Origin of the sequence: Albidovulum marisflavi (genome assembly GCF_025751435.1) — a bacterium.
GTDB classification, from domain to species: Bacteria; Pseudomonadota; Alphaproteobacteria; order Rhodobacterales; family Rhodobacteraceae; genus Albidovulum; species Albidovulum marisflavi.
Genome location: NZ_JAOWKY010000001.1, coordinates 1,405,527 through 1,431,389, shown reverse-complemented (window position 1 = coordinate 1,431,389; position 25,863 = coordinate 1,405,527). Strand labels below are relative to the sequence as shown.

The window sequence follows — 25,863 nt, the reverse complement described above, 5'->3', positions numbered from 1 at the left end:
AGCACTCCGCCTGCCCGGTTCCGTTTGATGTCGGATCGGGCTGGGGGGCCGTCAAAGAACGACGTCAAGCGGCCGCGGCGTGATCCCGCGTCGCCGACGTCGGTCAGGCCAGTAGGTCCAGCGTCCGCTCGACCTCTTCCACATCCACGCTGAACGTATCGACTCCGCCTTCGGCGATCACAGCGCCAAAGCGCAGCTCCATGCGGTCGCAAACCAGCTTGAGCGCCGCCGTGACGCGTTCGGGCGGCTGAATCGTCAAAAGCGCCCCCCCTTTCGGCATGGCCACAAGCGCATGGGTCAATTGGCTGCCTTCGACCCCCACCACGATCCGAGCCCGCGCGCAGACTGCAATCAGATCGTCCACCGTTTCATCGGCGGGCGACATGACGCGGAACCCATGGCGCCGCTCCAGATGCTCGGCCAGCGCCAGCTCATTCAGGAGCAGGCGCCGGTCGCCGGTCTGGCCACGCAGCAGGAAGACGCCAGGACCTGGCTCAGTGTCGAGACCGCCTACAAGCTGCGCCCGGCGCGCCGCCGCACGGGCGATGCGGCCTTCGTTGTTTTGCATGTTGTCGAAAAGCACGAGTTCGGTGAAATGCGCATCACCGATCCTATGTGGCGTCATGCCGTGGAGCACTTCATATCGCGCCACATGTCCGCTTAACTCGGTGGCGGTCGTGACGGGACGCCCGACCTCTGCAGCCAGTTGGTAGGTATCGCAATCGTCTGTGAGCCAGTTTCCAAACCAGCGGTTTCCCAGCCAGGACTCGTACATTGATCCCGAAATGGAAACGACTGGCCGGCGGTAGGCTGGAACGCGAGTCCTGCGTGCGCGAAGATGAAACTCGGCCCCGCCACTATAGACGACACCATCCACGCAATCGACGTCACGGAACCGATAGGCCAATGTTGGCCCGATGCGCGGGTCCAGGTCGCCCAGAAGCATCGCCCTGACGACGTCGAGACTGCCGAATTCGGTGCGCCTGATGCGCTCCAATTGCCCTGGCAGCATCACCGCGGCGGGAAAATCGATCTCGCAGGCGGGCGCCACCTCCCAGCTTTCGGTCGCCCTGTCGAAAAACTCCGGTTGGGGCCGATGCAGCAATCGTCTCAGTCGATTGGTCAGCGGGCTGAACTGCAGCACTGCACGGCTCCGGCCCAGAGGGGCGTATCAATCAGACTTGACCCCACGACTTGCGACCGTCAAGGCGGCATCGCCCGGCCCATGGCGCGGGGATACACGCGCGACCCGCACGGGGGCGGCGGCACAGCTTATTCGAAGCGCACGCCGCGCGTCTGTGCCCGCAGGCGCGGATCATGGGATTTGACCAAAACCGGCCGGCCCGAAAGCGCCTCGTCGCAACGCTCGATCGTCTCGCGTTCCAGCCGCTCCATCGCCTCGGCGGTATAGAAGGTGAGGTGCGGCAGCATCAGCACGTTGGGCAGGCTGAACAGCGGGCTCATCAGGTGTCCGCCTGTGCTGAGCGGCTCGGCGGAAAAGACGTCCAGCCCCGCCCCCGCGATACGGCCCTGCGTCAGGGCCGCGACAAGCGCGGCTTCGTCCACCAGCGCGCCGCGGGATGAGTTGATGAGGAAGGCTGTGGGCTTCATCGCCGCAAGCTCGACCGCCCCGATGATGTGGCGCGTCGTGTCATTCAGAGTGCAGTGGAGCGAGACGAAATCCGATTGTGCCAGCAGGTCATGCAGGTCATCGATCTTCTCGACACCAAGCGCGGCCATGTCCGCGGCCGGCATGCCGGGATTATAGGCGATGACGCGCGCGCGGAACCCCTGCCCCGCCATCCTTGCGAAACTTCGCCCGATGCGGCCAAGCCCGACGATTCCAACGGTCTTGCCGGCAATGTCCTGTCCCATCCAGCGCGCGGTCGGCCATGCCCAGCCTTCGGCCTGCATCTGCCGGTCAAGCGGGATCAGCTTTTTCGCCAGCGCAATCATCATGGCAAACGCGCCTTCGGCGACCGTATCCTCGGCGTATTCGGGAATGTTGACCACGGGGATGCCGCGTTCCATCGCCGCCGCCATGTCGATCGCGTCGATGCCGACGCCATATTTCACGATCGCCTTCAGCCGCCTGGCCGCGCCGATCACGCGGGCGGTCACGGGCGTGTAGCACATCAGCAGGACATCTGCCTCGGCCACTTCATCGGCCAATTTGTCCTCTGCAACGCCATCGGGAAGAAGCACAAGCCCACCCCGCCGCGCCAGCTCCGCATCGATCAGCGGCGTTTCCAGTTCCCGATCGGTCCTGACGAAGTTCATTGCGCCCCCGATGACCTTGGCTGCCGCGGCGAGAGTGCGATCGGCAAGGGCTACGGTCAAGGCCGGGACTGTGCTAGACTTGTGGTCTGGAGGGGACGCCATGCACGAAATGGCAGTGCAGGTCCGCGTGACAGGCCGGGTTCAGGGAGTGGCCTATCGGGCCTGGACCAAAGCGGTCGCGGGGTCGCGCGGGATCCGCGGATGGGTCCGCAACCGCGAGGACGGCTCGGTCGAAGCTTGTCTGGCCGGGCCGGAGGACGACGTTAAGGAAATGGTCCTCGCGATGTCCGATGGCCCCGGCGCGGCACGGGTTACCGACGTCTGGACGGAACCTGCCGATCCCGATTCAGTCACCCAAGGCTTCGAAATTCGGTACTGACCGCCTATGAGTGGTGCGACCAACCAAGGCCCGGCACCACCGTCTCGACGGCAGAGGGCTGGTTTCCCGGATGGTCCGGTCAAGTTCTGAGCAAATGAGAGTAAAGCATCAGCCCTTGCGCAGTCAGCCTGCGCTCAACCGGCTTCCACAAGGCGTTGAACGCAAGGGGATCCAGACCGCGCGCCCGGGCGATCTCGGCCAGGTTGCGGCGGCCATCGGCAAGCGCCAGCAAAGGTGCAGCGGCCCGATCCAGCTTCACGGTGATCCGGCTGGCGCTACGCGTCACGATGATTTCGCCCTTGCGTTCCACCTGGCGGCCAAGGTCGGCCCCCGAAACGCCCTTGAGGTGGGGCACTGAACCGGGATCGGCGCCAGCCGGGATCAGCCTGCGGCCCTTCGGAACGGCATAGACGACGTGCGTCTTGAGCGTCCCGTCAAGTTTTTCGGCCAGCGCCATGCGTTCGGCCTGCCCCAGCCCCTCCGGCAATGTCGCGCCTTCGGGAAGGAAGCGCGCGGGATCGTAAAGCGCCGCCATCGGCGCGCCGGCAAAGGACAGGCCCGCCCTTTCCATACACGCAAGGAGCTCGTCGATGGCAAACGGCCGGTCCTGCGAATGCAGGAGCAGGTCATAGAACCCGGCGTCGCCCTGGTTGTGATCCACCAGATGCGGATTGCGCCGAAAGGGATGGCCTTCGGGCAGACGTGCATAGACGGCGCGGGCAAGCTTCAGCCGCGCCTCGGGTGTCATGCCGGACGTCAGCGTGCCGAAGGCGTCCTGCAAGGGATAGACCCCAGACCGTCCGTAGGGCGCGTAGACCATGATCCCCATGCCGCCGTCAGGGGCAAGCGCAGCTCCAAGCGCGTCGAAGCCCGCCTGCGGATCGGACAGGTGATGCAGCACGCCGCAGCAATCGATGTAGTCGAACCGCCCGTGATCGGCGGCGTCCAAAAGGCTGCCGGTGACGTAGGTGATGCCCCTGAGGCCGCGGACCGCCGCGCGTTCCTCGGCGATCTTTCGGGACGCGCGGGACAGGTCGACATAGGTGATCTCATAGGGCTTGCCGGCAGCCGTCAGCACCGCCGCCAGCTGGATCAGCGCATCCCCCGTGCCGCCGCCCGCGACCAGCGCGCGCAAGGGGCGCGACCAGTCGCGCGCGCCGCCCCAGATGAAATGGTCGATCTCAAGCGGATGGGAGGGCGAACCGGTGATCAGCCGCTTCCTTTCCTCCTGCGGGTCGCGCTCGGGGTATGGGTAGGCTTCGTACTGTTCCTCGATCGCGGACATGGGGTGCCTCCGTTTTTCCTCCTCTAGCAAGGCGCGGCGGCGGAGAGAACAGCTGAAACCCGTCATTGTCGTGTCGCGATTGGAAAGGACCGCAGCCGCCCAGCCGCAGAAGCTGGCCTCGACCCTTCAAGGAGCCGTCCATGGACACGCATTATTCTGATCGTCGCAAGATCGACCCCAACCGGGGCGACAAGCTGGGCGACGGAACACCCAACGACAACAACCGGGTCGAGATCGGCCCGACCCAGCTGGCCTTCGGTGAGTGGCAGGCGGCGGGACTGATCCTGCCGAACCTGGAACGGATGCGCGAACACCGCTGGAAGCGACTGACCAAGGCAATCGTGGATCGCGGCTGGGGCGGGCTTCTGATGTTCGATCCCCTGAACATCCGCTACGCCACCGATTCCACGAACATGCAGCTGTGGAACACCCATAACCCGTTCCGGGCGCTTCTGCTTTGCGCCGACGGCTACATGGTGATCTGGGACTACAAGCAGTCGCCGTTCCTGTCCGCTTTCAATCCGCTCGTCCGCGAACAGCGCTCGGGCGCCGACTTCTTCTACTTCGACCGCGGCGACAAGGCCGGCGACGCCGCCCGCCGCTTCGCGGCCGAGGTAAAGGATCTGATCGCGTTGCACGGGGGCGCGAACCCGAGGCTTGGCGTGGACAAGATCATGCTGCACGGGCTTCGGGCGCTGGAGTCCCAGGGCTTTGAGATCATGGAAGGCGAAGAGGCGACAGAGAAGACACGCGCGGTCAAGGGTCCGGACGAAATCCTGGCCATGCGCTGCGCCCACAACGCCTGTGAAATGGCCGTGGCCGAGATGGAGCGCGCCTGCCGCGAGGGCGTGCCCCTTGGCAACATGAGCGAGGACGATGTCTGGGCCGTGCTCCACGCCGAAAACATCAAGCGCGGCGGGGAATGGATCGAAACCCGGCTGCTGGCCTCGGGTCCGCGCACCAATCCCTGGTTCCAGGAATGCGGCCCCCGCATCATTCAGCCGAACGAGATCGTCGCCTTCGACACCGACCTGATCGGCTCTTACGGCATATGCGTGGACATCTCGCGCACGTGGTGGGTCGGCGATGCCAAGCCCACGAACTCGATGGTCCACGCGATGCGCCACGCGCACGAGCACATCATGACCAACATGGAGATGCTCAAGCCGGGCGTTTCGCTCAAGGAACTGACGTTCGGCGGGCATACGCTGGACGACCAGTTCCAGAAGCAGAAATACGGCTGCAAGATGCACGGCGTCGGGCTTTGCGACGAGTGGCCTCTGGTGTCGTACCCCGATGCCTGGGTAGACGGCGCGTTCGACTATGTGCTGGAACCCGGCATGGTCATGTGCGTCGAGGCGCTGGTCAGCCCCGAGGGCGGCGACTTTTCCATCAAGCTCGAGGATCAGGTGCTCATCACCGAGACGGGATACGAAAACCTGACGACCTACCCGTTCGACGAACGCCTCATGGGTCTTGCCTGACGGTCGGCGGACCTTCGCGAAGGTCCGAACGAAACGAGGGCAGGCCAGGGCTGGTCTGCCCTTTTCCGTCCTACGGGGTGCGCGGAGCAGGAGAGTACCGGCTTGTCATCGTATAGTCCTTGCGCGGGCCGCGAACCGTCCACTCGGCACTCCAGTCGGGCCAGTTCGTGAAGTCGTAGCGCACGACATAATCGTCCGGCGCACAGAAGTGCGAGGCGCCCGGATCATCGGGCGCAAAGTCGTGAAACGGGCGCCCGTCTGCGAAGGCGACCAAGATGCGACCGTCCTGCTCGGACCAGAGATATTGCCGCTCGGCCTTGACCGGCGGGGACGCACCGAAGGCAAGACAGCCCTCTTCCGAATAGCGCAGATGGTCGCCCGCAGGCGCAAAAGTCGCGGTCCCCTCGAAACGCCCGCGCAGATCGGCACGGCGATCGACGATGTCCCGTTCGACCTGCCAGCGCCCCTCGAAATCGCCCAGTCTCAACACCGTCATCTGGCCAGGTAGGTGCCGACCATGGTGCTGCCGTCGTCGGCCTTGAAGCGCAGCCGCTTGCGATCGCCGCTGAGGTACAGGCGATAGCAGGTCCAGTCTCCGGCGGGCGGCCAGGCGGTGCACAGCTTGTCGCCGTCGATCTTCCAGTATCCGCGCCGCGACACATCGGCCGCGTGTCGGGTGAAGCCGTCTTCGCCGAAGCTTTGCTCGGCCCCATCCTCCAATCGCAGCCGCTCGGCCACGATCGCGTTGTTCAGCTCTCCATGGCGAAGGCGGATCCACTCCTCCTGCGCGGAAGCGTCGGTCGCGGTCAAAAGAAGAATCGCGATCAATGCCCGTTTCATGCGTCCTCGCCCATTGCCACCCCGGCTCATGCGGTCTAGGAGAGCCGCGATTGCCAGGACATTCAAGAGGCCGCGATGATCCCCCGCTACGCCCGCCCCGAAATGGTCGCCATCTGGTCGCCCGAAACGAAATTCCGCATCTGGTACGAGATCGAGGCCCATGCCTGTGACGCCCAGGCCGCCCTGGGCGTGATCCCGAAGGCCAATGCCGAGGCCGTGTGGCGCGCGAAGGACGTCGAGTTCGACGTCGCCCGCATCGACGAGATCGAGGCGGTCACCAAGCACGACGTGATTGCCTTCCTGACCCATCTGGCCGAACACATCGGATCCGATGACGCGCGCTTCGTCCACCAGGGCATGACCTCGTCGGACGTCCTGGACACGACGTTCAACATCCAGCTAGTCCGCGCTGCGGACATCCTGCTGGCCGATCTGGACAAGCTTCTGGCCGCGCTCAAGAAGCGCGCCTTCGAACACAAGGACACCGTGCGTATCGGCCGGTCCCACGGCATACACGCCGAGCCGACCACGATGGGTCTGACCTTCGCACGCTTCTACGCCGAGATGGACCGCAACAAGGCCCGCCTTGCCGCCGCGCGCGACGAAGTCGCGACCGGCGCGATCTCGGGCGCGGTCGGCACCTTCGCGAACATCGACCCCGCGGTGGAAGAGCATGTCTGCGCCAAGCTGGGTCTGCGTCCCGAACCGATCTCGACGCAGGTGATCCCGCGCGACCGCCACGCGATGTTCTTCGCCACCCTGGGCGTCATCGCGTCGTCGATCGAGAACGTCGCGATCGAGATCCGCCACATGCAGCGGACCGAGGTCCTGGAGGCCGAGGAATACTTCTCCCCCGGTCAGAAGGGTTCTTCCGCGATGCCACACAAGCGCAACCCGGTCCTGACCGAGAACCTGACCGGCCTTGCCCGTCTTGTCCGCATGGCCGTCGTGCCCGCGATGGAAAACGTGGCCCTTTGGCACGAGCGCGACATTTCCCACTCCTCGGTCGAGCGCGGCATCGGGCCGGATGCGACGGTCACGCTTGACTTCGCGTTGAACCGCCTGGCGGGTGTGATCGAAAAGCTGGTCGTCTACCCTGAAAACATGCTGAAGAACATGAACAAGTTCAAAGGCCTGGTCATGTCGCAGCGTGTGCTTCTGGCGTTGACGCAGGCTGGCGTCAGCCGCGAGGACGCCTACCGGCTGGTGCAGCGCAACGCCATGAAGGTCTGGGAACAGGGCAAGGACTTCAAGGAAGAACTGCTGGCCGACCCGGAAGTCACCGCGGCGCTGTCGCCGGCCGAGATCGAGGAAAAGTTCGACCTTGGCTACCATACCAAGCACGTCGACACGATCTTTGCCCGCGTCTTCGGCGCCTGATCCCCGGCACACGATCGCGTGAGAACCGCCGGCGCCCCGGCGGTTCCCGTTGCCACGACGCGCCTTCTGCTGGCAGTATCCGTGATATTCGGAAGGAGGACACCATGAAGACAAGGACATTTGTCGCTGCCCTCGCCGTGATCGCGGGGATGATGCCTGCCTTGGCGATGGCCGAAGGATGCAGCCACGACCAGCGCAGCGCCCAAGTCACCTGTGCCGAGGGCATGGCCTGGGATGAGTCGGCGCAACGCTGCATCGTCATTTCAAGCTGACGATAACTCCGGATTAACGACGCTTTGAAATCATTCCCTCTGCCAAGGAGTGGAGGGAAAACATGAGCGTGGCAACCGCGGGCAACACCGGCGAGCTTCGGCTTTCAGGTAGGGAAAAGGCCGCCGTGATCGTCCGCCTGCTTTTGTCCGAAGGCGCGCAACCGCCGATCCAGGCGCTTTCCGAGCCCATGCAGGAGGCGCTGACGGAACAGATCGGCCGGATGAGAACCATCGACCGTGAAACCCTGCGAACCGTGGTTGAGGATTTCTGTTCGAGAATCGAATCGATCGGCCTTTCGTTTCCCGGTGGCATCGAAGGGGCGCTTGGCATGCTTGACGGCCATATCTCGGCCAATGCGGCAAGTCGGCTGCGCCGGACGGTGGGCGCCTCGGCGAGGGCCGACCCCTGGGACAGGTTGGCGGACCAGCCGCCAGACCGGCTGCTGCCGCTTCTCGAACGCGAAGCGCCGGAGGTCGGCGCGGTGATGCTCTCAAAACTGCCAGTCGCCCGCGCGGCGGAACTGCTGGGGATGCTGCCGGGGGAACGCGCACGCAGGCTTGCCTATGCCGTATCGCAAACCGCTGCGGCTGCACCCGAAGCGGTGCACCGGATCGGCCTGTCACTTATGCAAGAGTTGGAAAAGCAGCCTGCGCGCGCCTTCGATTTCGCACCCGACGAACGTGTCGGCGCGATGCTGAATCTGTCTGCCGCCGCGACCCGCGACACCGTCCTTCAGGCGCTGGAGGAACAGGACACCGATTTCGCCACCGCTGTGCGCAAGTCGATCTTCACCTTTGCCCATATTCCCGCGCGGCTTGACGCGCGCGACGTCCCCAGAGCGGTTCGTGGTGTCGACCAGGCGGTGTTGGTGCGCGCGCTTGCGGGTGCGGCCGACGATCTGGAGCCGGTGGCGGATTTCATCCTGTCGGCAATGTCGCAACGCATGGCCGCCTCGCTGCGCGAAGAGATGGCCACAGCCGGCAAGATCAAGGAAAAGGATGCCGAGGCCGCGCAGGCCGAGCTTGTCGGCGCCATCCGCGACCTTGCCGCGGCCGGTGACATACGCCTGTCGACAGAAGAGGAAGACTGAGCGGCATTCAGGCGGAACCCGCCTCGACTCAGCGCAACACCGCCGCAGCCAGAATCCGGCCCGGACCGGGTTCCTGCACGATCACGACGACCTGGTCCGGGCCGGGAACCTGAATATGCCGGGTGAAAGGCCGGCGCCCGTCCCAATCGCCCACGTGGATCCAGTCACGGACGATGTGCGAATAGGTGATGGACCGGCCCGCATTTTCGCCCCGGTGGATATCGACGGTTTCGGCCGGACTCACCCTGACGAGTTGCACCATCATCCGATCGGGCACTTCGCCCAGGGCGGTCGCGTTCAGGGTGACCTTGGTGCCGACCCGATCCAGAACCAGCGCGACCGGATCGGGGACCGAACGCAGGCGCTTGATGGCCTTGTCCACCATTGCGGACCGCGTGCCGACGAGGTGGTCCATTCCACCGACGATCATCTGGGGCGTGTAGACCATGCGGGCGCCGGCGTGGTGGGCATAGGCGCGCTGGCGCGCGGCGAACTCAGGCTGGCCGAAGGTGTCCTTCCAGCCGATGTAGTCCCAGTAGTCGACGTGCAGCGCGAGCGGCAGAACATCATTTCGCCCGGCCATCGACTTCAACAGCGCGTCCGCCGGCGGGCACGAGGAACAGCCCTGCGACGTATAAAGCTCGACGACGACCGGGCTTTCGCCTGCGACCAGGGCGGTCGGCACGGCGAATCCAAGATGAAGACAAGACGCGATAAGCAGAAGGTGACGCATTCCAAGGTCCGTAGCCATTTGTTCCGTGTTACGCTGGTGATGCGAATTTGACCAATCAAGGATGCGCGATGGGCTGGTCAGTCACGTTCTGAAGGGTGAAAGAACGACAATTGTGCACAATGGTATACAAAAAACGCCTTGCCCTCTTGATCCGCGACTTCCGTTGCGGCATTAGCCTTGGAAGTCTCACCCTGACCGCAGAAGGGAGTCCGAAATGACCGTCGTTACTGGAACCGATACCGCCAAGACCCGCCGCACGCTGACCGCCGGCGGCAAGTCGGTCGACTACTACTCGATTCCCGCCGCCGAGGCCGCGGGTCTGGGCGAGTTTTCGCGCCTGCCCGCAGCGCTGAAAGTCGTGCTGGAAAACATGCTCCGCTTCGAAGACGGCGGCCGCACCGTATCGGTCGACGACATCAAGGCGTTCTCGGACTGGGGCAAGAACGGCGGCCAGAACCCGCGTGAAATCGCCTATCGTCCCGCGCGCGTGCTGATGCAGGACTTCACCGGCGTTCCCGCGGTCGTGGACCTTGCCGCGATGCGCGACGGGATCAAGGCGCTTGGCGGCGACGCACAGAAGATCAACCCGCTGAACCCGGTCGACCTCGTGATCGACCACTCGGTCATGATCGACGAATTCGGCAATCCGCGCGCCTTCCAGAAGAACGTGGACCTGGAATACGAACGCAACATGGAGCGTTACGTCTTCCTCAAGTGGGGTCAGAACGCCTTCCAGAACTTCCGCGTCGTTCCCCCCGGAACCGGCATCTGCCACCAGGTCAACCTTGAATACCTGGCCCAGACCGTCTGGACCGACACCGACCAGAACGGGCAGATGGTCGCCTATCCCGACACGCTGGTGGGCACCGACAGCCACACCACCATGGTCAACGGCCTTGCCGTGCTGGGCTGGGGCGTCGGCGGGATCGAGGCCGAGGCCGCGATGCTGGGCCAGCCCGTGTCGATGCTGATCCCGGAAGTCGTGGGCTTCAAGCTGACCGGCAAGTTGGTCGAGGGCACCACCGCCACGGACCTCGTGCTCAAGGTCGTTGCCATGCTGCGCAAGCACGGTGTCGTGGGCAAGTTCGTCGAGTTCTACGGCGAGGGCCTTGACCATCTGCCGCTTGCCGACCGTGCGACGATCGCCAATATGGCGCCGGAATACGGCGCCACCTGCGGCTTTTTCCCGATCGACGCGGAAACGCTGCGCTACCTGCGCCAGACCGGCCGGGACGAGGACCGCATCGCATTGGTCGAAGCCTATGCCAAGGAAAACGGCTTCTGGCGCGGAGCGGACTACGCCCCGGTCTACTCCTCGACGCTGCATCTCGACATGGCAGAGATCGTGCCCGCGATCTCCGGTCCGAAGCGGCCGCAGGACTACACGCCGCTGAACCTTTCGGCAAAAAGCTTCTACAAGGTCGTCAGCGACTTTCGTGGCGTGGACACATCGGAAGCGGCCAAGGACATGGCTTCGGAAGGAGACACGCTGACAGCACCCGTCGAAGTGTTGAAGAGTACGGCGGTCGAGGGTGAGGACTACAAGCTGCGCGACGGCTCTGTGGTGATCGCCTCGATCACCTCCTGCACCAACACGTCGAACCCCTACGTCCTGATCGGCGCGGGTCTTCTTGCCCGCAAGGCGCGCGCGCTTGGACTGACGCGCAAACCCTGGGTCAAGACCTCTCTCGCACCCGGCTCGCAGGTCGTGTCGGAGTACCTTGAGGCCGCGGGCCTGCAGGAAGACCTGGACGCGCTCGGCTTCAACCTGGTGGGCTATGGCTGCACGACCTGTATCGGCAACTCCGGCCCGCTGCAGCCCGAGATCTCGAAAGCGATCAGCGACAGCGACCTTGTCGCGGTCTCGGTCCTGTCGGGCAACCGCAACTTCGAAGGACGGATCAGCCCGGACGTGCGCGCGAACTACCTCGCCTCGCCGCCGCTGGTCGTGGCCTATGCCATCGCGGGCGACATGAACGTCGATCTGACCTGCGACCCGATCGGCACGTCCAAGGACGGAGAGCCTGTCTACCTCAAGGACATCTGGCCCTCGAACAAGGAGATCGCCGAGCTGGTCCACGAGGTCGTCACCCGCGAGGCGTTCCAGAAGAAATACGCCGACGTCTTCAAGGGCGACGCGAAGTGGCAGGGCGTAAAGGTGACGGAGTCGGAAACCTACGACTGGCCGCCGACCTCGACCTACATCCAGAACCCGCCCTACTTCCGCGGCATGTCCAAGGAAAAGGGCACGATCAGCGACATCTCGGGCGCGCGCATCCTGGCGCTTCTGGGCGACATGATCACGACCGACCACATCAGCCCGGCCGGCTCGTTCAAGCCCACGACGCCCGCGGGTCAGTACCTGACCGAACGTCAGGTCGCGCCGAAGGACTTCAACAGCTACGGGTCGCGCCGCGGCAACCATGAGGTCATGATGCGCGGCACCTTCGCCAACATCCGCATCAAGAACGAGATGCTGGACGGCGTCGAAGGCGGCTACACGCTTGGCCCCGACGGAAAGCAGACCTCGATCTACGACGCCTCGATGGCCTATCAGGACGACGGCGTGCCGTTGGTCGTGATCGGCGGCATCGAGTATGGCGCGGGCTCATCGCGCGACTGGGCGGCCAAGGGCACCAACCTTCTGGGCATCAAGGCCGTGATCGCCGAATCGTTCGAGCGCATCCACCGCTCGAACCTGGTCGGCATGGGTGTGATCCCGTTCGAGTTCACCAACGGCCAGAACCGCCGGTCGCTGAATCTGAAGGGCGACGAGGTCATCTCGATCCACGGGCTCGAGGGTGACCTGAAGCCGCTCAGCCTGGTGCCCTGCACCATCCGGCGCGCCGACGGAACCGAGGAAACGATCCAGATCAAGTGCCGGATCGATACCGAGGTCGAGATCGAATACGTCGAGAACGGCGGTGTCCTGCACTACGTCCTGCGGAACCTGGCCAAGGCGTAAGCCAGGCCCAAAGATGGGAAAGCCCCGCTTCGGCGGGGCTTTTTTGCTTTGGCGCGCAAGGTCCGGCCGGTCAGTCTGTGCTATCCTGCCCCCCTGAAAGGAGCAGAGACATGATCATCCGTATCTTCCGCGTCACGGTCGAAGACGGCAAGGAGGCCGAGTTCGAAGACTTCTTCCTCAATACCGCGCTTCCCCTGGTCAAGAGCCAACCGGGCATCATCTCGGTCACGCCGGGTCTGCCCCGGCCAGAAACGCCAAACGAGTTCTGCATGGTGATGGTCTGGAGCGACGTCGAATCGATCAAGGCTTTCGCGGGCGACAACTGGCAGCTGCCCCACATCCACCCGGACGAGGCCGGGTTGATCCGCGACCGCGCCCTGCACCACTACAATCTGAACCAGCTGATAACGTGACAGGTCAGGGCAGCGGCGAACCCGTTTGATCAGCCGTCCAGTGCGGTCTGCCTGGAATTGCCAAGCGCCTTTTCCAGTTCAGGCAGGAACCGCTGCTGGAAGTCGGCGCCAACCAGCGGTCCGATGAACTTGAACAGCACCGTGCCGTCGCCGTCGACAATGAAGGTTTCCGGCGGCGCGGTCACGCCCCAGTCGATCGAACGGCGGCCGGTCGGATCGGACACCACCCCGATGAAGGGGTTGCCCTCTTCGTTCAGGTAGTCGGTCGCCTTTGCATCGTCATCGCGGATGTTGACGCCGATGATGCGCACGCCGTTCGCCGCCAGGTCTTTCAGCTTGGGGTGTTCGGCGCGGCAGGGCGGACACCAGGTCGCCCAGAAGTTCACCAGCGTCACTTCGCCCGTCCGCAAATCGGCGTCGGTGGAAAAGGCGAACCCCGGCAGCTGCGATCCGCCCAGTTCGGGCGCGGGCTGTCCGATGAAGGTGGACGGGATTTCATTCGGGTTGTCCCGCCCCATCCCCCAGTAGAAGGTCGCAGCGAGCGCTGCGAAGATCACTGGTGGCAGGATCACGAGGGGTGAGATTCTAGCCATTTTTCGCCATCCGTCTTTCCTGCGCCTCAAGCGCCCGCTTGACCCTTGCGCCCCTGCGCAAGGAGATTGCCACCAATCCCAGGACCAGAAGGATGGTAATACCGTAAGCCGCAAGCACCGTCCCGGCGTATTTTCCAAGTTCCACCATCACGCCATCCTTTCCCGCGCCTCAAGCGCGCGCAGACGGCGCGAGCGGATTTCGGTCCGGGTGCGGATCAGCACAAGTGATACGAACAGCAGGCCGAAGCCGACGATCGCAACCCAGAGCGGCCAGGCGTAGACGTCCGAAACGTGCTCTTCCGCATCCATCGAAAGCGACGAGCCCTGGTGAAGCCCTTGGTTCCAGAACAGCACGGCATAGCGCGATATGATCGCGAAGACCGACCCCACAAGACAGAGGACCGAGGTCAGGTCGGCTGCGGTGTCGGGATCCTCGATCGCTTCCCACAGGGCCATGTATCCCAGGTAGAACAGGAACAGGATCAGGAAAGCCGTCAGCCGGGGATCCCAGGCCCACCAGGTCCCCCACATCGGCTGGCCCCAGATCGCGCCGGTGAAAAGCCCGATCAGAGTCATGGTCGTGCCCACGGGCGCCGCGGCCTTGGCGGCAAGAACGGAAACATGATGCCGGCGGATCAGCCAGATCAGCGAGGCGGCGAGCATCATGAACCAGGTGCCGGTGGCCATGATCGCAGCCGGGACGTGGATGTAGATGATCTTGACAGTCGACCCCATGCGGAAGTCGTCGGGCGTGAAGAAGAAGCCCCAGACCAGGCCGGTGATCAGTGTCAGGACGGCAAGCCCCGTCACCCAGGGCAGGGCCCAGGCCGAGGTCTGCATGAATTTCTTCGGGTTCGCGTATTCCCAGATCGACATGGCGTCTGACTAATTGCTCCGGTGCGCTGTCACAATAGGCATAGCATGACCGCGACTATCTCAGATTGACGCGGATTGCCGCAGCGGCGGCAAATGGCAGGATCGCGACCGAGCCGAGCGTGATGCCAAGCAGCATCAGAAGCGGTGTCGTGGTCGGCAGCCCCTCGACCCCGCGCCGGACGCAGTCGGCGCCAAAGATCAGGGTGGGAATGTAGAGCGGCAGAACAAGAAGCGAAAGCAGAAGACCCCCGCGCTTGAGGCCGACGGTCAGCGCGGCCCCGAACGCGCCGATCATCGAAAGCGCCGGCGTTCCGACGGCAAGCGACAGCGTCAGCCAGGAAAAGCCCGCCGTGGGCAGGTTCAGCAGCACCCCAAGCGCCGGCGCCGCCAGCGTCAGCGGCAGGCCCGTCGTCAGCCAGTGCGCAAGCGCCTTGGTGGCCGTGACGGTTTCCAGCGGGATCGGGGCTGTGGCCATGAGGTCCAGCGTGCCGTCCTCGTAATCCAGCGCGAAGATGCGGTCGAGCGACAGCAGGCAGGCCAGAAGTGCGCCGACCCACAGGATGCCCGGGGCGATCCTGCCCAACACACCGCCTTCGGGCCCCACGCCGAAAGGCACCAGAACAGTGACGATCAGAAAGAACGCGAGGCTGAGCCCGAAGCCCCCGCCCGCGCGCAGGGCAAGCGTCAGGTCGCGAAGCAGAAGCGCCGTCATGCCAGGCCCCTCTTCCTGGCCCGCGCGCCGGGGGCGTTGCCCCCGGACCCCCAGGATATTTGGGAAAAGAAGAAGCTCATGCGAAGGCCTCGTCGAACCCGCCGGGCGCGGCGGCGGACGGGGCGGCGCGGAACGGGGTAAGGTCCAGAACTTCCGCCTCGGCGATCCCGAGATCGATGTGGGTCGCCATGAGCGTCGCGCCCCCGTTGGACAGGTGCGTGCGCACGGCCCGCGCGAAAAGTGCGACCGAGGCTGCGTCAAGCGACACGGTAGGTTCGTCCAGCAGCCAGAACCGGCGCCCGGTTACGAGCAGCCGCGCAAGGCCAAGACGGCGCTTCTGCCCAGCGGACAGGCTGTGAGCCGGTCGTTCGGCCAATGCTGCCAGGTCCATGGCGGCAAGCGCCGGGGCGATATCGCCTGTTCCGAAGATGCGCGCCCAGAAGCGCAGGTTTTCGGTCACGCTCAAGGTGGATTTGATCCCGTCGGCGTGACCGGCATAGGCGACGTCCTCGGACGGCAGACCGATGGTGCCGGACAGCGGCGGCTGCAATCCCGCGATGGTGCGCAACAGCGTCGTCTTGCCGATCCCGTTCGGCCCGCGCAGCACCAACGCGCACCCCGAGCGCAAGGTCAGTGAGACATGCCCAAGCACGGGAATGCCGCCGCGCGCGATCGAAAGGTCGGTGACGGTCAGGTCCATGATGCCCGGTTATCGAAGTTCGTGGCCAAGCGCAAAGTTTCAGTCGACGGGAAGCAGAGCCGCGGCAATGCGCCGCCCTTCGGACAGAAGCACGTTGTAGGTTCGGCAGGCTGCCGGGCTGTCCATGATCTCGACGCCGATGCCGGCGTTCTCAAGCCGGGTGCGGAACGCCGCGGGCAGATGCGCGATCTCGCGCCCGGTGCCGATGAAGATGACGTCCACCTGGTCCGAAAGCGCAAGCAGCGGCGCGGGATCCCCGTAGCCCTGCCAGAGCCGCGCGCCGGTTCGGGTGACCAGCACGCCGCCCTTCAGCACCTGCCCCGCGATGCGGAAGAAGCCGGGGCCATAGCTGTCGATCGGCTGGGCCTGTCCGTAGTCGATTTCACTCAGAGGCACGTTCGGTCCTGATCTTCCAATTCGCCGCCCAAGACTATCCGTTCCTTGCGGCCGCGCCAAGGCGGGTGTCCGCCGCATTGCCTGACCGCCCCCCCCTAGGCAAGCCAGCGGGCATAATCGCTGACAAGCAGATGCAACGGCGGTTCATCCTCGTCCACGGTCGAAAAGCGGCCGATCGGTTCGTGAAAGATGTTGTCGGTTTCATCGTCGTTGACGGTCGAGACCTCTCCGATCAGGACGTCGCCGCCCTCGCCCCAGAAAGCGTGCCAGTCGCCGGGGCGCAGTGTCACGCTTTCGCCGGGGGCGAGGCGCAGCTTCTGGCCCGGCGCGTAGTCGATGCGCAGCCCGTCGCACCAGACCGTGCCGCCGCGATCCCCGGCGAAGCCACCCCGGTCGTCGGAGCCGTAAAGCTCGACGACAAGCGTGGCGCCACCCCGGTTGATGATGTCCTCGGCCTTCAGGATGTGGGTGTGCATCGGTGACAGCTGATCCTGTCGCGAAATCAGAAGCTTTTCGGCGTAGCACATGCCGCCGCCCCGCTGCAGGTCGGCAAGAAGCCCGTTTCGCAGCGTGAACAGGAACAGGCCCATCCGATCGAAATCGCCTGCGCCGTAGTCGGTGATGTCCCATCCGCAGCGCGCGTCGATGACATGGGCCGCTGTTCGGGCGCGTCGCTGAAAGTCCTGGGGGGTCCAGTAGGCGAAGGGCGGCAGGGAGAACCCGTACCCGCGGATCATGTCGTCCGCCGCACGCATGATATCGTTGATCCGTGACCGCTTCATTTCCGCCCCTTGATCCGCCCGCCTCAAGCCTTAGACCATTTCGGGGCAAGAGCAAGCGCGGGCCCGTCAGGGCGCCATTGGTCGGGCTATGAGCTTTTGCCTTTCCGCCCCGCGGGCAGCAGATCGACCGGCAGCGGGAAGATGACCGTCGAAGTTCGCTCGCTCGATATGTCGTTCAGCGCGTTGAAATACCGCAGTTGCATCGAATTCGGCTGCGTCGCCAGAAGCTTGCCCGCTTCGACAAGCTTCGCGGCGGCCTGAAACTCCCCCTCGGAGTTGATGACGCGCGCACGGCGCAGCCGCTCGGCCTCGGCCTGCTTGGCGATCGCGCGGATCATGCTGTCATCGATATCGACATGCTTGATTTCGACATTCGCGACCTTGATCCCCCAGGCGTCGGTCTGTCGGTCGAGGATTTCCTGGATATCCGCGTTCAGCTTGTCACGCTCGGCCAGCATTTCGTCAAGCTCGTGCTTGCCCAGCACCGAACGCAGGGTCGTCTGGGCAAGCTGGCTGACGGCGGACCGGTAGTCGGCGACATTGATGATGGCGCGTTCGGCATCAACGATCCGGAAATAGATGACCGCGTTGACCTTGACCGAGACGTTGTCGCGCGAAATCACGTCCTGCGTGGGCACGTCTTCCACGAAGGTGCGCAGGTCGGTTCGCACGACCTGCTGGACGATCGGGATCACGATCACGAAGCCGGGCCCGCATACACGGGTGAACCGGCCAAGCGTGAACATGACCCCGCGTTCGTATTCGCGAAAGATGTAAACTGCGGCCCAGAACAGGAGTACGACCGCCGCGATCCCGATGAGATAGGCGAGGCCGTCAAAATAGGTGGTTTCCATGGCTAATCCTTTCCTTCCCTCAGGTTTCTGCCGCCGCCGCGGGGTTGGGTGGCCGCACCGGGACGAACGATCAGCGTAAGCCCCTCGATGGCCTGGATCTCGACTGCCGCTCCGGGCGCGATCTCGGTCTGCGCTGTCGCGTTCCACCGCTCGCCCTCGGCCCAGACGTGGCCGGTGCGACCCGACCAGTCCAGGACCTGGGCAATGGAACCGACCAACCGGCCATCGGCCGGTACCGCCCTGCGCCGATAGATCCGCACGGTGTAGCCCAGGACCAGCGTCAGGAACGCGCCGCTGATCGCCGCAAGCGTCCCTATCAGCCACCAGGATATCTGGTAGGCAGGCACGTCCGTATCCACCAGCATCGCCGATCCCACGACAAAGGCGGCAAGCCCTCCGAAACCTAGGACGCCGAAAGTCGGGGTGAACGCCTCGGTCACCATGAAGGCCACGCCAAGCCCGATCAGAGCCAGCCCGGCGTAGTCAAGCGGGAGAAGGTTCAGTGCATAAAGACCAAGTGTCAGCGAGATGGCCCCGATCACTCCGGGCCCGATGGATCCGGGGTTCCAGAATTCGAAGATCAGTCCATAGATGCCGATCATCATCAGGATCAGCGACACGTTCGGGTTCGACAGCACGCCCAGCAGCCGGGTGATCGCATCCATCTCCATCCGCTGGACTTCAAGACCCCGCGTTTCCAACACGACATCCGAAGATCGTACCAGCACGGTCCGCCCATCGACTGCGTCAAGCAGTTCATCCGTGTCCGAAGCGACAAGGTCGATCACGCCCAAGTCAAGCGCACGGGCGGAGGAAAGGCTTGCCGCCTCGCGGACGGCACTTTCGGCCCAGTCGGCATTGCGTCCGCGCAGCTCCGCCAGGCTGCGGATGAAGGCGACGGCGTCGTTCGTGGCCTTCCGCGTCATGGCTTCGTCGGGGGCAAGCCAAGGCGTGCTTTCGCCCGTTGCCCCGCCTTCATCGGTATCCGCGGTGTCGTTCGCCGCGCCGGCTTCATCGGAAGTGTCGGAGGGGCCGCGATCGAACTGATCGCCACCGCCAGGGCTTTGCCCGCCGATCTGCACGGGTGTCGCGGCACCGATATTCGTGCCCGGCGCCATGGCTGCGACATGCGTGGCATAAAGGATGTATGTCCCCGCACTGGCCGCATGTGCACCCGGAGGAGCGACATGGCCGATCACCGGTACCGGCGATTCGAGAATCTCAGAGATGATGTCGCGCATGGAGTCAGCAAGACCGCCCGGCGTGTTCAGACGCAGGATGATCACGGACGCCCCGCGCAAGTACGCCTCGGCGATCGTCTTTTCGACGTGGCGGGTCGTGGCCGGACCGATCGGACCGTCGATGTCGCTGAGCAGGGCGATCCCCCGCGTATCGGGGCGCTCAGCCTGCTGACCTGCGGCTTCGACGTGGCCCAAGAACACGATCGCCAGCGCCAGCAGCATGCGGACGATGGACAGACCCGTTGCAACCACCTCCTCCCTCTTCAAAATATAGGTCGACGGGCCTAGGCGACAATGGGCGGGGCAGTCGGGGGCCGATGGCTCCGGTTCACAGGGGCCGTCCATTCTGATGCGGCACGCAGCCTTGCCGATGCCGATTCGGCGCATCGGCCAGCTTGTGGACGATCCGGCCATACTGCTTTATCACGTTCCCGCCTCGACGGGTCGTGATCCCCGACGGGTGCCGGCGCCCGGCCATGGGCCACGTCGGCAAGCAACCTGCAACGCGCTCGACTTCGAAGGCTTCAATGACGCGGACATCGAAAAACGGAATGCCAGAGCAGCCTGTCGACAAGGTCCGTCGCGCCGCGCGCCTGTCCGTCGCGCCGATGATGGACTGGACCGATCGACACTGTCGGTTCTTCCACCGGCAGATGTCACGCCATGCGCTTCTCTATACCGAAATGGTCACTTCCCCGGCGGTGATCCATGGCGACCGCGATCGGCTGCTTGGGTTCGACGCCATCGAACATCCGGTGGCGCTGCAGCTGGGAGGGTCCGATCCGCGTGAACTGGCCGAGGCGACGCGGATCGCGGAGGGCTATGGCTATGACGAAATCAACCTGAATGTCGGCTGCCCATCGGATCGGGTGCAGTCGGGGTGCTTCGGCGCAGTGCTGATGGAGCGGCCCGGACTGGTTGCGGATTGCGTGGCGGCGATGATCGACGCGGCACGGGTCGAGGTGACGGTGAAGTGCCGGATCGGCGTCGACGACCAGGTTCCAGAGGACGTGCTGCCCGCCTTCCTCGAAACCGTATCCGCCGCGGGCGTGACCCGCTTCGCGATTCACGCGCGCAAGGCGTGGCTGCAGGGATTGAGCCCCAGGGAAAACCGAGAGATCCCGCCCCTGAACTACCCTCTGGTCGAAGAGATGAAGCAACGCTACCCCCACCTGCACATCTCCGTGAACGGTGGAATTCAGTCGCTTGAGCAGGCTGGCGGCTTTCTTGATCGCGGGCTTGACGGCGTCATGGTCGGACGGTCGGCCTATCACGAGCCCTGGGAGATCCTAGGCCGCGCGGACCACGTCATGTTTGGCGCCGAACCGGGACCGGATGCGTTCGAGGTGGTGGAACGAATGAAGCCCTATATCGCGAACCACCTGCAGCACGGCGGGCGGCTGCACCAGATCACGCGCCACATGCTGGGCCTGTTCCACGGACGCCCGGGCGCGCGCGGCTGGCGTCGCGTGCTGTCCGAACGCGGCCATGGTGGCGAGGCCGGGCTGGACGTCCTTGACGCCGCTTTGGCCGAGGTGCGCCGCGTCGCTGCCTGAGCCCTTCCGCCCCTCCCGCAAACCCGCTACCAAGGGCACGAAAGTGGAGGGCAGGATGCCGGAAACAGCTGACTTGATGACGATGGCCGCGCTGCTTCTGGCGATCGGCGGTTTTGCAGGGGTCATTGCGGGGCTTCTGGGTGTTGGCGGGGGTATCATTCTGGTGCCGGCCTTCTTCTACGCCTTTGCGGCCCTGGGATACGGGGGGCCGGATCTGATGCAGGTCTGCCTCGCGACTTCGCTTGCGACGATCATCGTGACCTCCCTTCGCTCGGTTCACGCCCACAACCGCAAGGGCGCGGTCGACTGGGCGATCCTCAAGGGCTGGGCGCCGGGAATCGCGATAGGGGCCGTCGCGGGGGTGCTGGCGGTCGCTCAGCTGCGCACGCCGGCGTTGCAGGCGATATTCGGCTCGCTTGCGCTGGTGGTCGCCTTCTACCTCGGCTTTGGAAGATCAAGCTGGCGGCTGGGGCCCGCGATGCCCGTGGGCGTCGCGCGCGCGGCGCTTTCGCCCTTGGTGGGATTTCTGTCGGTGCTCATGGGGATCGGCGGCGGATCCTTCGGCGTCCCGTTGATGAGCCTTTTCAACACCCCCATCCACCGCGCCGTTGCGACCGCCGCGGGCTTCGGCGTGGTGATCGCGGTGCCCTCGGTCGCGGGCTTCCTGCTGACGTCCGTCAGCGGCGCGCCGCCCTACACCTTGGGCGCGGTCAACCTGCCCGCCTTCGTGCTGGTCATCGCGATGACCCTTGTGACCACGCCCTGGGGGGTGCGGCTTGCCCACGCCATGGATCCGGGCCCATTGAAAAGGGTCTTCGCGGCGTTTCTTGCCGTCGTCGCGCTGAACATGCTGCGCAAGGCGGCGGGATGGTGAGCGCGCTGGCATCGGCGGGCTGGCTCAGGTTTCCCGCCGAAGCCTCGACCCTTGCCTGGGCATCGGCGGCCCTGCCCCACGCAATGGCGGCCGTTTCAAGCCCGGATGCCGATTGGCGCTCTGGCGGCACCTGGCTGGTCGGCCTGGAGGCTTTGCCAAACGCCCGCGACGGGTCGGTGGACAGCGTCCCGTTTGTGGGGGCGGCCGCGCGGGCCGTCGGCACGACCTTTGGCCCGCCCGTCTGGCACAGGGCGCAGTTGTCGGTCACGTGGCCAGGCTATCCAAGGCCTTCCGCCGGTGAAAGCGAAACCGCATTCGGCTATCGACTGCGCCGTGACGCGGCCCATGTGGATGGGCTTCTTGCCATCGGCCCGGACCGACGGCGCATGCTGAAGGAACCGCATGCGTTCATCCTTGGTATCGGCCTGAACGACTCCGAAGCGGGCGCCGCACCGCTTGCGGTTTGGGAGGGAAGTCATCACATCGTCGCCCGCGCCTTCCGCAGCGCGCTGTCGGGCCTGCCTGCAGAAGCATGGGGAGATGTGGACCTGACCGAGTGCTACCAAGCCGCCCGACGTGAAATCTTTGCGACCTGCGCCCGGCATCTGGTCCCGCTTCGGGCGGGTGAGGCCGTGCTGATGCACAGGATGCTGCTGCACGGCATCAGCCCTTGGGCCGAAGGCGCCATCGCGCCGCCCGAAGGCCGCGCAACCGCCTATGTGCGTCCGCTGCTGAATTCCGTTGAAGAATGGATGGGGCCGTCCTAGGCCTGCGCCGATCGCGATGCGACGTCAATTGCCCAGACGCGCCGAGCGGCCGCCCCGGCGCTGGCGCAGCAGCCCCGCACGACCGGGAAGCTCTGCCATGACCGCGCGTCGCTGCTCTGGCGTCATCCGGCCCCAACCCGCGATTTCATCTATGGTCCTGTGACAACCGATGCAGATGCGCGCCTCGGGATGCACCGTGCATATCTTGATGCAAGGGCTGTCGATCTCGTTCCGCTTCCAGACTTCGTCAGTCATGTCTGCCGCCTCAGATGCCCGATCCGGTCGAGCGCACCTTGAAGAATATAACCCGCCGCGACGTGGTCGATAACCTCGGAGCGACGTTTGCGCGACGTATCCGCCTCAAGCAACGCGCGTTCGGCGGCAACCGTTGACAGCCGTTCATCCCAGAACCCGATCGGCATGTCGGTCAGGCGCGACAAGTTGCGGGCGAAGGCGCGCGTCGACTGGCAGCGCGGCCCTTCGCTTCCGTCCATGTTGCGCGGCAGGCCCAGGATCAGTCCGCCCAGTTCGCGCGCAGCGGCGATCTGCAGCAGCGCCTCGGCGTCCTTGGTGAACTTGGTCCGCCGGATCGTCTGCAGCGGGCTTGCGACCGACAGCATCCGGTCCGAAACCGCAACCCCGATGGTCTTCTCGCCCAGGTCCAGGCCCGCAAGCGCCCGCATCGGCGGCAGCGCGGCCAGAAGATCCTCGATCTTTTCGCAGATCATCGCGAAATCCCCGCCCGCTCGGCCGCGGCATCGATCTCGGCCATCGCGGCCGGATCATCAGCATTCGCTGTGCGTGCGGCCTCATACGCGGCTTGCGCGCGCTCCGGCTCGCCCAGAACGCCAAGCGCACCGATCAGACGAGCCCATTCGGCGGGCGTTCCGCCATCGGATGACAGGCGCGTCTCAAGCCCCTCGACCATCGTGCGGATCATCGCAGAGCGGTCTTCGGCCGACATTTCCGCCGCAGCCGCCATGTCAGCGCTGCTGGGACCGGACAGCGCCGCGGGCGGGGCATAGTCCACCCCGGCCATCGCCGCGACCGTCACGATGTTTTCCCGCAGATAGGGTATCCAGGGGGCGTTCTGCGGCCCCGTCTCAAGCAGGCTGCGCCAGATCGTGAAGGCATGATCGGGCCGGCCGGTCTGGAACTCCATCAGCCCGGCATAGAACCGCGCCGTGCCGTTCGCCGGATCGCGTGCCAGGGTCGCACCGATCGCCGCCTCGGCGTCGGCCGTGACGATACCGCCCGCCGCACGGATCAGCAGGTCGGCAAGCTCGGCATAATCGTCGGCCCGGACGTCCGCTTCGGGCAACAGGGCGATGAACCGCGACTTGGCCCGCGCCGCATTCCCGAAGTTGCCCAGCCGAGCTTCATAGGTCGCAAGCAGGCGAAACCCTTCGGCAAGGTCCGGATGCTCCTGCGTCGAAAGGCGCAGCTTCTCCATCAGCGCCGCGAATTCCGGATCGGGCTCGATCAGTTGATCGGGAACGGCGGCCTCCGCCTGTTCCTGCGTCGGCCGCGCGGCCTTCAACTCCGCCGCCGCGGCGACGCGATCCGACATCGGCATGTCTGGCATCTCCGGCGTGCCCAGCCGGAGGTAAAGCGCGGTCGCGCCCAGCAGGATCAGGCCTGCGACCACCGGCACCGCCAAGCGCGGCCCCCGCGCGCTGTCCGACACCTCGGCCCGGGCGCGGTCGGCGGCAAGAATGCGGCGCGAAATCTCGATGCGAAGGCGCTCGGCGTCTTCCGCGCCGATCACCCCACGCGTCAGATCGCGTTCGACCTCCGCCAGCTGGTCGCGATAGACAGAGATATCGTGCTGAGCGCTTCCAAGCGAAACCTCGCCCCCCAGCGAAGCGCGCCAAAGCGTCGCCACGACAAATGCCGCGAGCGCCGCGGCGATGATCCAGAACAGCATCGCGCCTCCTTGTCGGGCCTGATATAGAATGTCGGTTGCAGGGGCAAAAGCCCAAAGACCGGCCACAATGCCGCAGGATCGCCTGTCGCGCGCCTCTTCACACCGGGGAATGTCGCATTTGTCGCGATTGCGGCGTTTGCCGGACGGTTGAAATTCGTGTGTCGTTCCATGAAGCGCTCGACAGACGCCGGACCATACGGAAAGGGATTCGCATGGCCATGAGACGCTATTCCGCCTTCGCCATCGCCAAGGAAGCGATGAGCTACCACCTCGGCTGGGAACGCGCCTGGGGTTCGCCCGCGCCGAAGAAGAAGTACGATGTGATCATCGTCGGCGCCGGTGGCCACGGGCTTGCCACGGCCTATTACCTTGGCAAGAACTACGGGATCACCAACGTCGCCATCATCGAGAAGGGATGGCTTGGCGGCGGGAACACCGGTCGCAACACGACGATCATCCGCTCCAACTACCTTCAGGACCCATCGGCCGCGATCTACGAGAAGGCGCGCTCGCTCTACGAGACGATGAGCCAGGACCTGAACTACAACGTCATGTTCTCCCCCCGCGGGCTGCTGATGCTTGGCCAGACCGAACACGAGGTGCGCGGCTACAAGCGCACGGTCTACGCCAACAACCTGCAGGGCGTTGCGACCGAGTGGATCAGCCCGGCCAAGGTCAAGGAACTGGTGCCGATCATCAACATCGACGGACCGCGCTATCCGGTCCTCGGCGCGCTCTACCAGGCACGCGGCGGCACCGCCCGCCACGACGCCGTGGCATGGGGCTATGCGCGGGCCTGTTCGGCCATGGGCATGGACGTGATCCAGCAGTGCGAGGTCACCGGCGTCCGCACCCAAGGCGGCAAGGTCGTCGGCGTCGACACCACCAAGGGCGCGATCGATTGTGATAAGCTTGGCATGGTCGTCGCAGGCCACGCGAGCGTTTTGGCCGAACAGGCCGGCTTCCGCCTTCCGATCGAGTCGCTTGCGCTGCAGGCGATGGTGTCCGAACCGATCAAGCCCTGCATGGACGTGGTCGTGATGGCCAACACCGTCCACGGCTACATGTCCCAGTCCGACAAGGGCGAAATGGTGATCGGCGGCGGCACCGACGGCTACAACAACTACACGCAGCGCGGCTCCTTCCATCATATCGAGGAAACCGTCCGCGCCCTGATCGAGACTTTCCCGATGATCAGCCGCCTCAAGCAGCTGCGCCAGTGGGGCGGCATCGTCGACATGACCGGCGACCGTTCGCCGATCCTGTCGAAGACCCCGGTCGAGGGGATCTTCGTGAACTGCGGTTGGGGCACCGGCGGCTTCAAGGCGATTCCGGGTTCGGGCTGGGCGATGGCGGAACTCATGGCGCGCGGCCATTCGCCGCTGACCGAAGAGTTCTCGATGTACCGCTTCCGCGAAGGCAAGTTCATCGACGAAAGCGTCGCCGCGGGGGTGGCCCACTGA

General features: G+C 65.0%; 29 protein-coding genes. 11 read left to right on the top strand and 18 right to left on the bottom strand.

What is annotated here, in order from left to right; genetic code table 11:
• Positions 1 to 103: 103 nt before the first annotated feature.
• On the bottom strand, positions 104 to 1,144 hold the full coding sequence (locus OEW28_RS06940) for a glycosyltransferase 61 family protein (protein ID WP_263733975.1): 1,041 nt from the start codon (positions 1,142 to 1,144) through the stop codon (positions 104 to 106).
• A gap of 128 nt (positions 1,145 to 1,272) precedes the next feature.
• Positions 1,273 to 2,280 (bottom strand): C-terminal binding protein, encoded by a 1,008-nt coding sequence (locus OEW28_RS06935; protein ID WP_263733974.1) that lies wholly within the window; start codon positions 2,278 to 2,280, stop codon positions 1,273 to 1,275.
• A gap of 100 nt (positions 2,281 to 2,380) precedes the next feature.
• On the opposite strand from OEW28_RS06935, the gene OEW28_RS06930 reads away from it, so the two are divergent.
• The gene (locus tag OEW28_RS06930; RefSeq protein ID WP_263733973.1) at positions 2,381 to 2,659 is read left to right on the top strand and encodes an acylphosphatase; all 279 of its coding nucleotides are present in this window, start codon (positions 2,381 to 2,383) and stop codon (positions 2,657 to 2,659) included.
• 79 nt (positions 2,660 to 2,738) lie between these two features.
• Here OEW28_RS06930 and OEW28_RS06925 read toward each other — a convergent pair whose 3' ends face one another.
• A complete protein-coding gene (locus OEW28_RS06925) occupies positions 2,739 to 3,944 on the bottom strand; it encodes a class I SAM-dependent methyltransferase (RefSeq protein ID WP_263733972.1) in 1,206 nt (401 codons plus the stop codon).
• 140 nt (positions 3,945 to 4,084) lie between these two features.
• Here OEW28_RS06925 and dddP point away from each other — a divergent pair, with 140 nt between their 5' ends.
• Positions 4,085 to 5,428: a dimethylsulfonioproprionate lyase DddP gene (gene dddP, locus OEW28_RS06920; RefSeq protein ID WP_263733971.1), complete on the top strand. Its 1,344-nt coding sequence runs from the start codon at positions 4,085 to 4,087 to the stop codon at positions 5,426 to 5,428.
• 70 nt (positions 5,429 to 5,498) lie between these two features.
• Here dddP and OEW28_RS06915 read toward each other — a convergent pair whose 3' ends face one another.
• Together OEW28_RS06915 and OEW28_RS06910 are read right to left on the bottom strand one after the other, a co-directional pair.
• Positions 5,499 to 5,924 (bottom strand): DUF6314 family protein, encoded by a 426-nt coding sequence (locus OEW28_RS06915; protein WP_263733970.1) that lies wholly within the window; start codon positions 5,922 to 5,924, stop codon positions 5,499 to 5,501.
• Positions 5,921 to 6,268 (bottom strand): hypothetical protein, encoded by a 348-nt coding sequence (locus OEW28_RS06910; RefSeq protein WP_263733969.1) that lies wholly within the window; start codon positions 6,266 to 6,268, stop codon positions 5,921 to 5,923. The genes OEW28_RS06915 and OEW28_RS06910 overlap by 4 nt, the downstream gene beginning before the upstream one ends.
• A gap of 75 nt (positions 6,269 to 6,343) precedes the next feature.
• On the opposite strand from OEW28_RS06910, the gene purB reads away from it, so the two are divergent.
• From purB to OEW28_RS06895, 3 genes are all read left to right on the top strand, one after another.
• Positions 6,344 to 7,648 carry an adenylosuccinate lyase gene (gene purB / locus OEW28_RS06905; RefSeq protein WP_263733968.1) on the top strand — a complete coding sequence of 435 codons (1,305 nt, stop codon included), beginning with the start codon at positions 6,344 to 6,346 and terminating at the stop codon, positions 7,646 to 7,648.
• A 104-nt stretch (positions 7,649 to 7,752) separates the two neighbouring features.
• Positions 7,753 to 7,920 (top strand): hypothetical protein, encoded by a 168-nt coding sequence (locus OEW28_RS06900; protein WP_263733967.1) that lies wholly within the window; start codon positions 7,753 to 7,755, stop codon positions 7,918 to 7,920.
• 62 nt (positions 7,921 to 7,982) lie between these two features.
• On the top strand, positions 7,983 to 9,011 hold the full coding sequence (locus tag OEW28_RS06895; protein WP_263733966.1) for a flagellar motor switch protein FliG: 1,029 nt from the start codon (positions 7,983 to 7,985) through the stop codon (positions 9,009 to 9,011).
• Positions 9,012 to 9,039: 28 nt separating this feature from the next.
• Here the strand turns inward: OEW28_RS06895 and OEW28_RS06890 are convergent, their stop codons facing one another.
• Positions 9,040 to 9,744: a DUF1223 domain-containing protein gene (locus tag OEW28_RS06890; RefSeq protein WP_263733965.1), complete on the bottom strand. Its 705-nt coding sequence runs from the start codon at positions 9,742 to 9,744 to the stop codon at positions 9,040 to 9,042.
• A 214-nt stretch (positions 9,745 to 9,958) separates the two neighbouring features.
• Here OEW28_RS06890 and acnA point away from each other — a divergent pair, with 214 nt between their 5' ends.
• Complete coding sequence (acnA, locus tag OEW28_RS06885; RefSeq protein ID WP_263733964.1) at positions 9,959 to 12,709, top strand: aconitate hydratase AcnA; 2,751 nt, start codon at positions 9,959 to 9,961, stop codon at positions 12,707 to 12,709.
• Positions 12,710 to 12,819: 110 nt separating this feature from the next.
• Positions 12,820 to 13,122, top strand: a complete 303-nt coding sequence (locus OEW28_RS06880) for an antibiotic biosynthesis monooxygenase family protein (protein WP_263733963.1) — start codon at positions 12,820 to 12,822, stop codon at positions 13,120 to 13,122.
• Between the two features lie 29 nt (positions 13,123 to 13,151).
• Here the strand turns inward: OEW28_RS06880 and OEW28_RS06875 are convergent, their stop codons facing one another.
• The 9 genes from OEW28_RS06875 to OEW28_RS06835 all read right to left on the bottom strand — a co-directional run bounded on the left by OEW28_RS06875 (position 13,152) and on the right by OEW28_RS06835 (position 19,528).
• Positions 13,152 to 13,715, bottom strand: a complete 564-nt coding sequence (locus tag OEW28_RS06875) for a DsbE family thiol:disulfide interchange protein (RefSeq protein ID WP_263733962.1) — start codon at positions 13,713 to 13,715, stop codon at positions 13,152 to 13,154.
• Positions 13,708 to 13,863, bottom strand: a complete 156-nt coding sequence (gene ccmD / locus OEW28_RS06870; protein ID WP_412174780.1) for a heme exporter protein CcmD — start codon at positions 13,861 to 13,863, stop codon at positions 13,708 to 13,710. The genes OEW28_RS06875 and ccmD overlap by 8 nt, the downstream gene beginning before the upstream one ends.
• Complete coding sequence (locus tag OEW28_RS06865) at positions 13,863 to 14,591, bottom strand: heme ABC transporter permease (protein ID WP_263733960.1); 729 nt, start codon at positions 14,589 to 14,591, stop codon at positions 13,863 to 13,865. Before OEW28_RS06865 ends, ccmD begins: the two co-directional genes overlap by 1 nt.
• Positions 14,592 to 14,646: 55 nt before the next feature.
• Positions 14,647 to 15,303 carry a heme exporter protein CcmB gene (ccmB, locus tag OEW28_RS06860; protein WP_263733959.1) on the bottom strand — a complete coding sequence of 219 codons (657 nt, stop codon included), beginning with the start codon at positions 15,301 to 15,303 and terminating at the stop codon, positions 14,647 to 14,649.
• A gap of 76 nt (positions 15,304 to 15,379) precedes the next feature.
• Entirely contained in the window at positions 15,380 to 16,003 is a 624-nt protein-coding gene (ccmA, locus tag OEW28_RS06855; protein ID WP_263733958.1) for a heme ABC exporter ATP-binding protein CcmA, read from the bottom strand.
• A gap of 39 nt (positions 16,004 to 16,042) precedes the next feature.
• The gene (locus OEW28_RS06850; RefSeq protein WP_263733957.1) at positions 16,043 to 16,399 is read right to left on the bottom strand and encodes an Mth938-like domain-containing protein; all 357 of its coding nucleotides are present in this window, start codon (positions 16,397 to 16,399) and stop codon (positions 16,043 to 16,045) included.
• Between the two features lie 95 nt (positions 16,400 to 16,494).
• Positions 16,495 to 17,181, bottom strand: a complete 687-nt coding sequence (locus OEW28_RS06845) for a D-lyxose/D-mannose family sugar isomerase (protein ID WP_263733956.1) — start codon at positions 17,179 to 17,181, stop codon at positions 16,495 to 16,497.
• 86 nt (positions 17,182 to 17,267) lie between these two features.
• Entirely contained in the window at positions 17,268 to 18,035 is a 768-nt protein-coding gene (locus OEW28_RS06840) for a slipin family protein (RefSeq protein WP_263733955.1), read from the bottom strand.
• 2 nt (positions 18,036 to 18,037) lie between these two features.
• Complete coding sequence (locus OEW28_RS06835) at positions 18,038 to 19,528, bottom strand: NfeD family protein (RefSeq protein ID WP_263733954.1); 1,491 nt, start codon at positions 19,526 to 19,528, stop codon at positions 18,038 to 18,040.
• Between the two features lie 299 nt (positions 19,529 to 19,827).
• Between OEW28_RS06835 and dusA the strand changes: the two genes are divergently transcribed.
• The 3 genes from dusA to OEW28_RS06820 are packed head-to-tail and all read left to right on the top strand — an operon-like array spanning position 19,828 to position 22,473.
• Positions 19,828 to 20,832 carry a tRNA dihydrouridine(20/20a) synthase DusA gene (gene dusA / locus OEW28_RS06830; RefSeq protein ID WP_263734386.1) on the top strand — a complete coding sequence of 335 codons (1,005 nt, stop codon included), beginning with the start codon at positions 19,828 to 19,830 and terminating at the stop codon, positions 20,830 to 20,832.
• Between the two features lie 55 nt (positions 20,833 to 20,887).
• Positions 20,888 to 21,706, top strand: coding sequence for a sulfite exporter TauE/SafE family protein (locus OEW28_RS06825; protein WP_263733953.1), 819 nt, complete (start codon positions 20,888 to 20,890; stop codon positions 21,704 to 21,706).
• The gene (locus OEW28_RS06820; RefSeq protein ID WP_263733952.1) at positions 21,700 to 22,473 is read left to right on the top strand and encodes a hypothetical protein; all 774 of its coding nucleotides are present in this window, start codon (positions 21,700 to 21,702) and stop codon (positions 22,471 to 22,473) included. The genes OEW28_RS06825 and OEW28_RS06820 overlap by 7 nt, the downstream gene beginning before the upstream one ends.
• A 24-nt stretch (positions 22,474 to 22,497) precedes the next feature.
• On the opposite strand, the gene OEW28_RS06815 is transcribed toward OEW28_RS06820, so the two are convergent.
• Genes OEW28_RS06815 through ccmI form a run of 3 tightly spaced genes read right to left on the bottom strand, consistent with a single transcriptional unit; the run spans position 22,498 to position 24,400 of the window.
• Complete coding sequence (locus OEW28_RS06815) at positions 22,498 to 22,728, bottom strand: DUF1289 domain-containing protein (RefSeq protein ID WP_263733951.1); 231 nt, start codon at positions 22,726 to 22,728, stop codon at positions 22,498 to 22,500.
• A complete protein-coding gene (gene ruvX, locus OEW28_RS06810) occupies positions 22,725 to 23,201 on the bottom strand; it encodes a Holliday junction resolvase RuvX (RefSeq protein WP_263733950.1) in 477 nt (158 codons plus the stop codon). The genes OEW28_RS06815 and ruvX overlap by 4 nt, the downstream gene beginning before the upstream one ends.
• Positions 23,198 to 24,400, bottom strand: coding sequence for a c-type cytochrome biogenesis protein CcmI (gene ccmI / locus OEW28_RS06805; protein ID WP_263733949.1), 1,203 nt, complete (start codon positions 24,398 to 24,400; stop codon positions 23,198 to 23,200). The genes ruvX and ccmI overlap by 4 nt, the downstream gene beginning before the upstream one ends.
• 218 nt (positions 24,401 to 24,618) lie before the next feature.
• Here ccmI and OEW28_RS06800 point away from each other — a divergent pair, with 218 nt between their 5' ends.
• Positions 24,619 to 25,863, top strand: coding sequence for a sarcosine oxidase subunit beta family protein (locus OEW28_RS06800; RefSeq protein WP_263733948.1), 1,245 nt, complete (start codon positions 24,619 to 24,621; stop codon positions 25,861 to 25,863).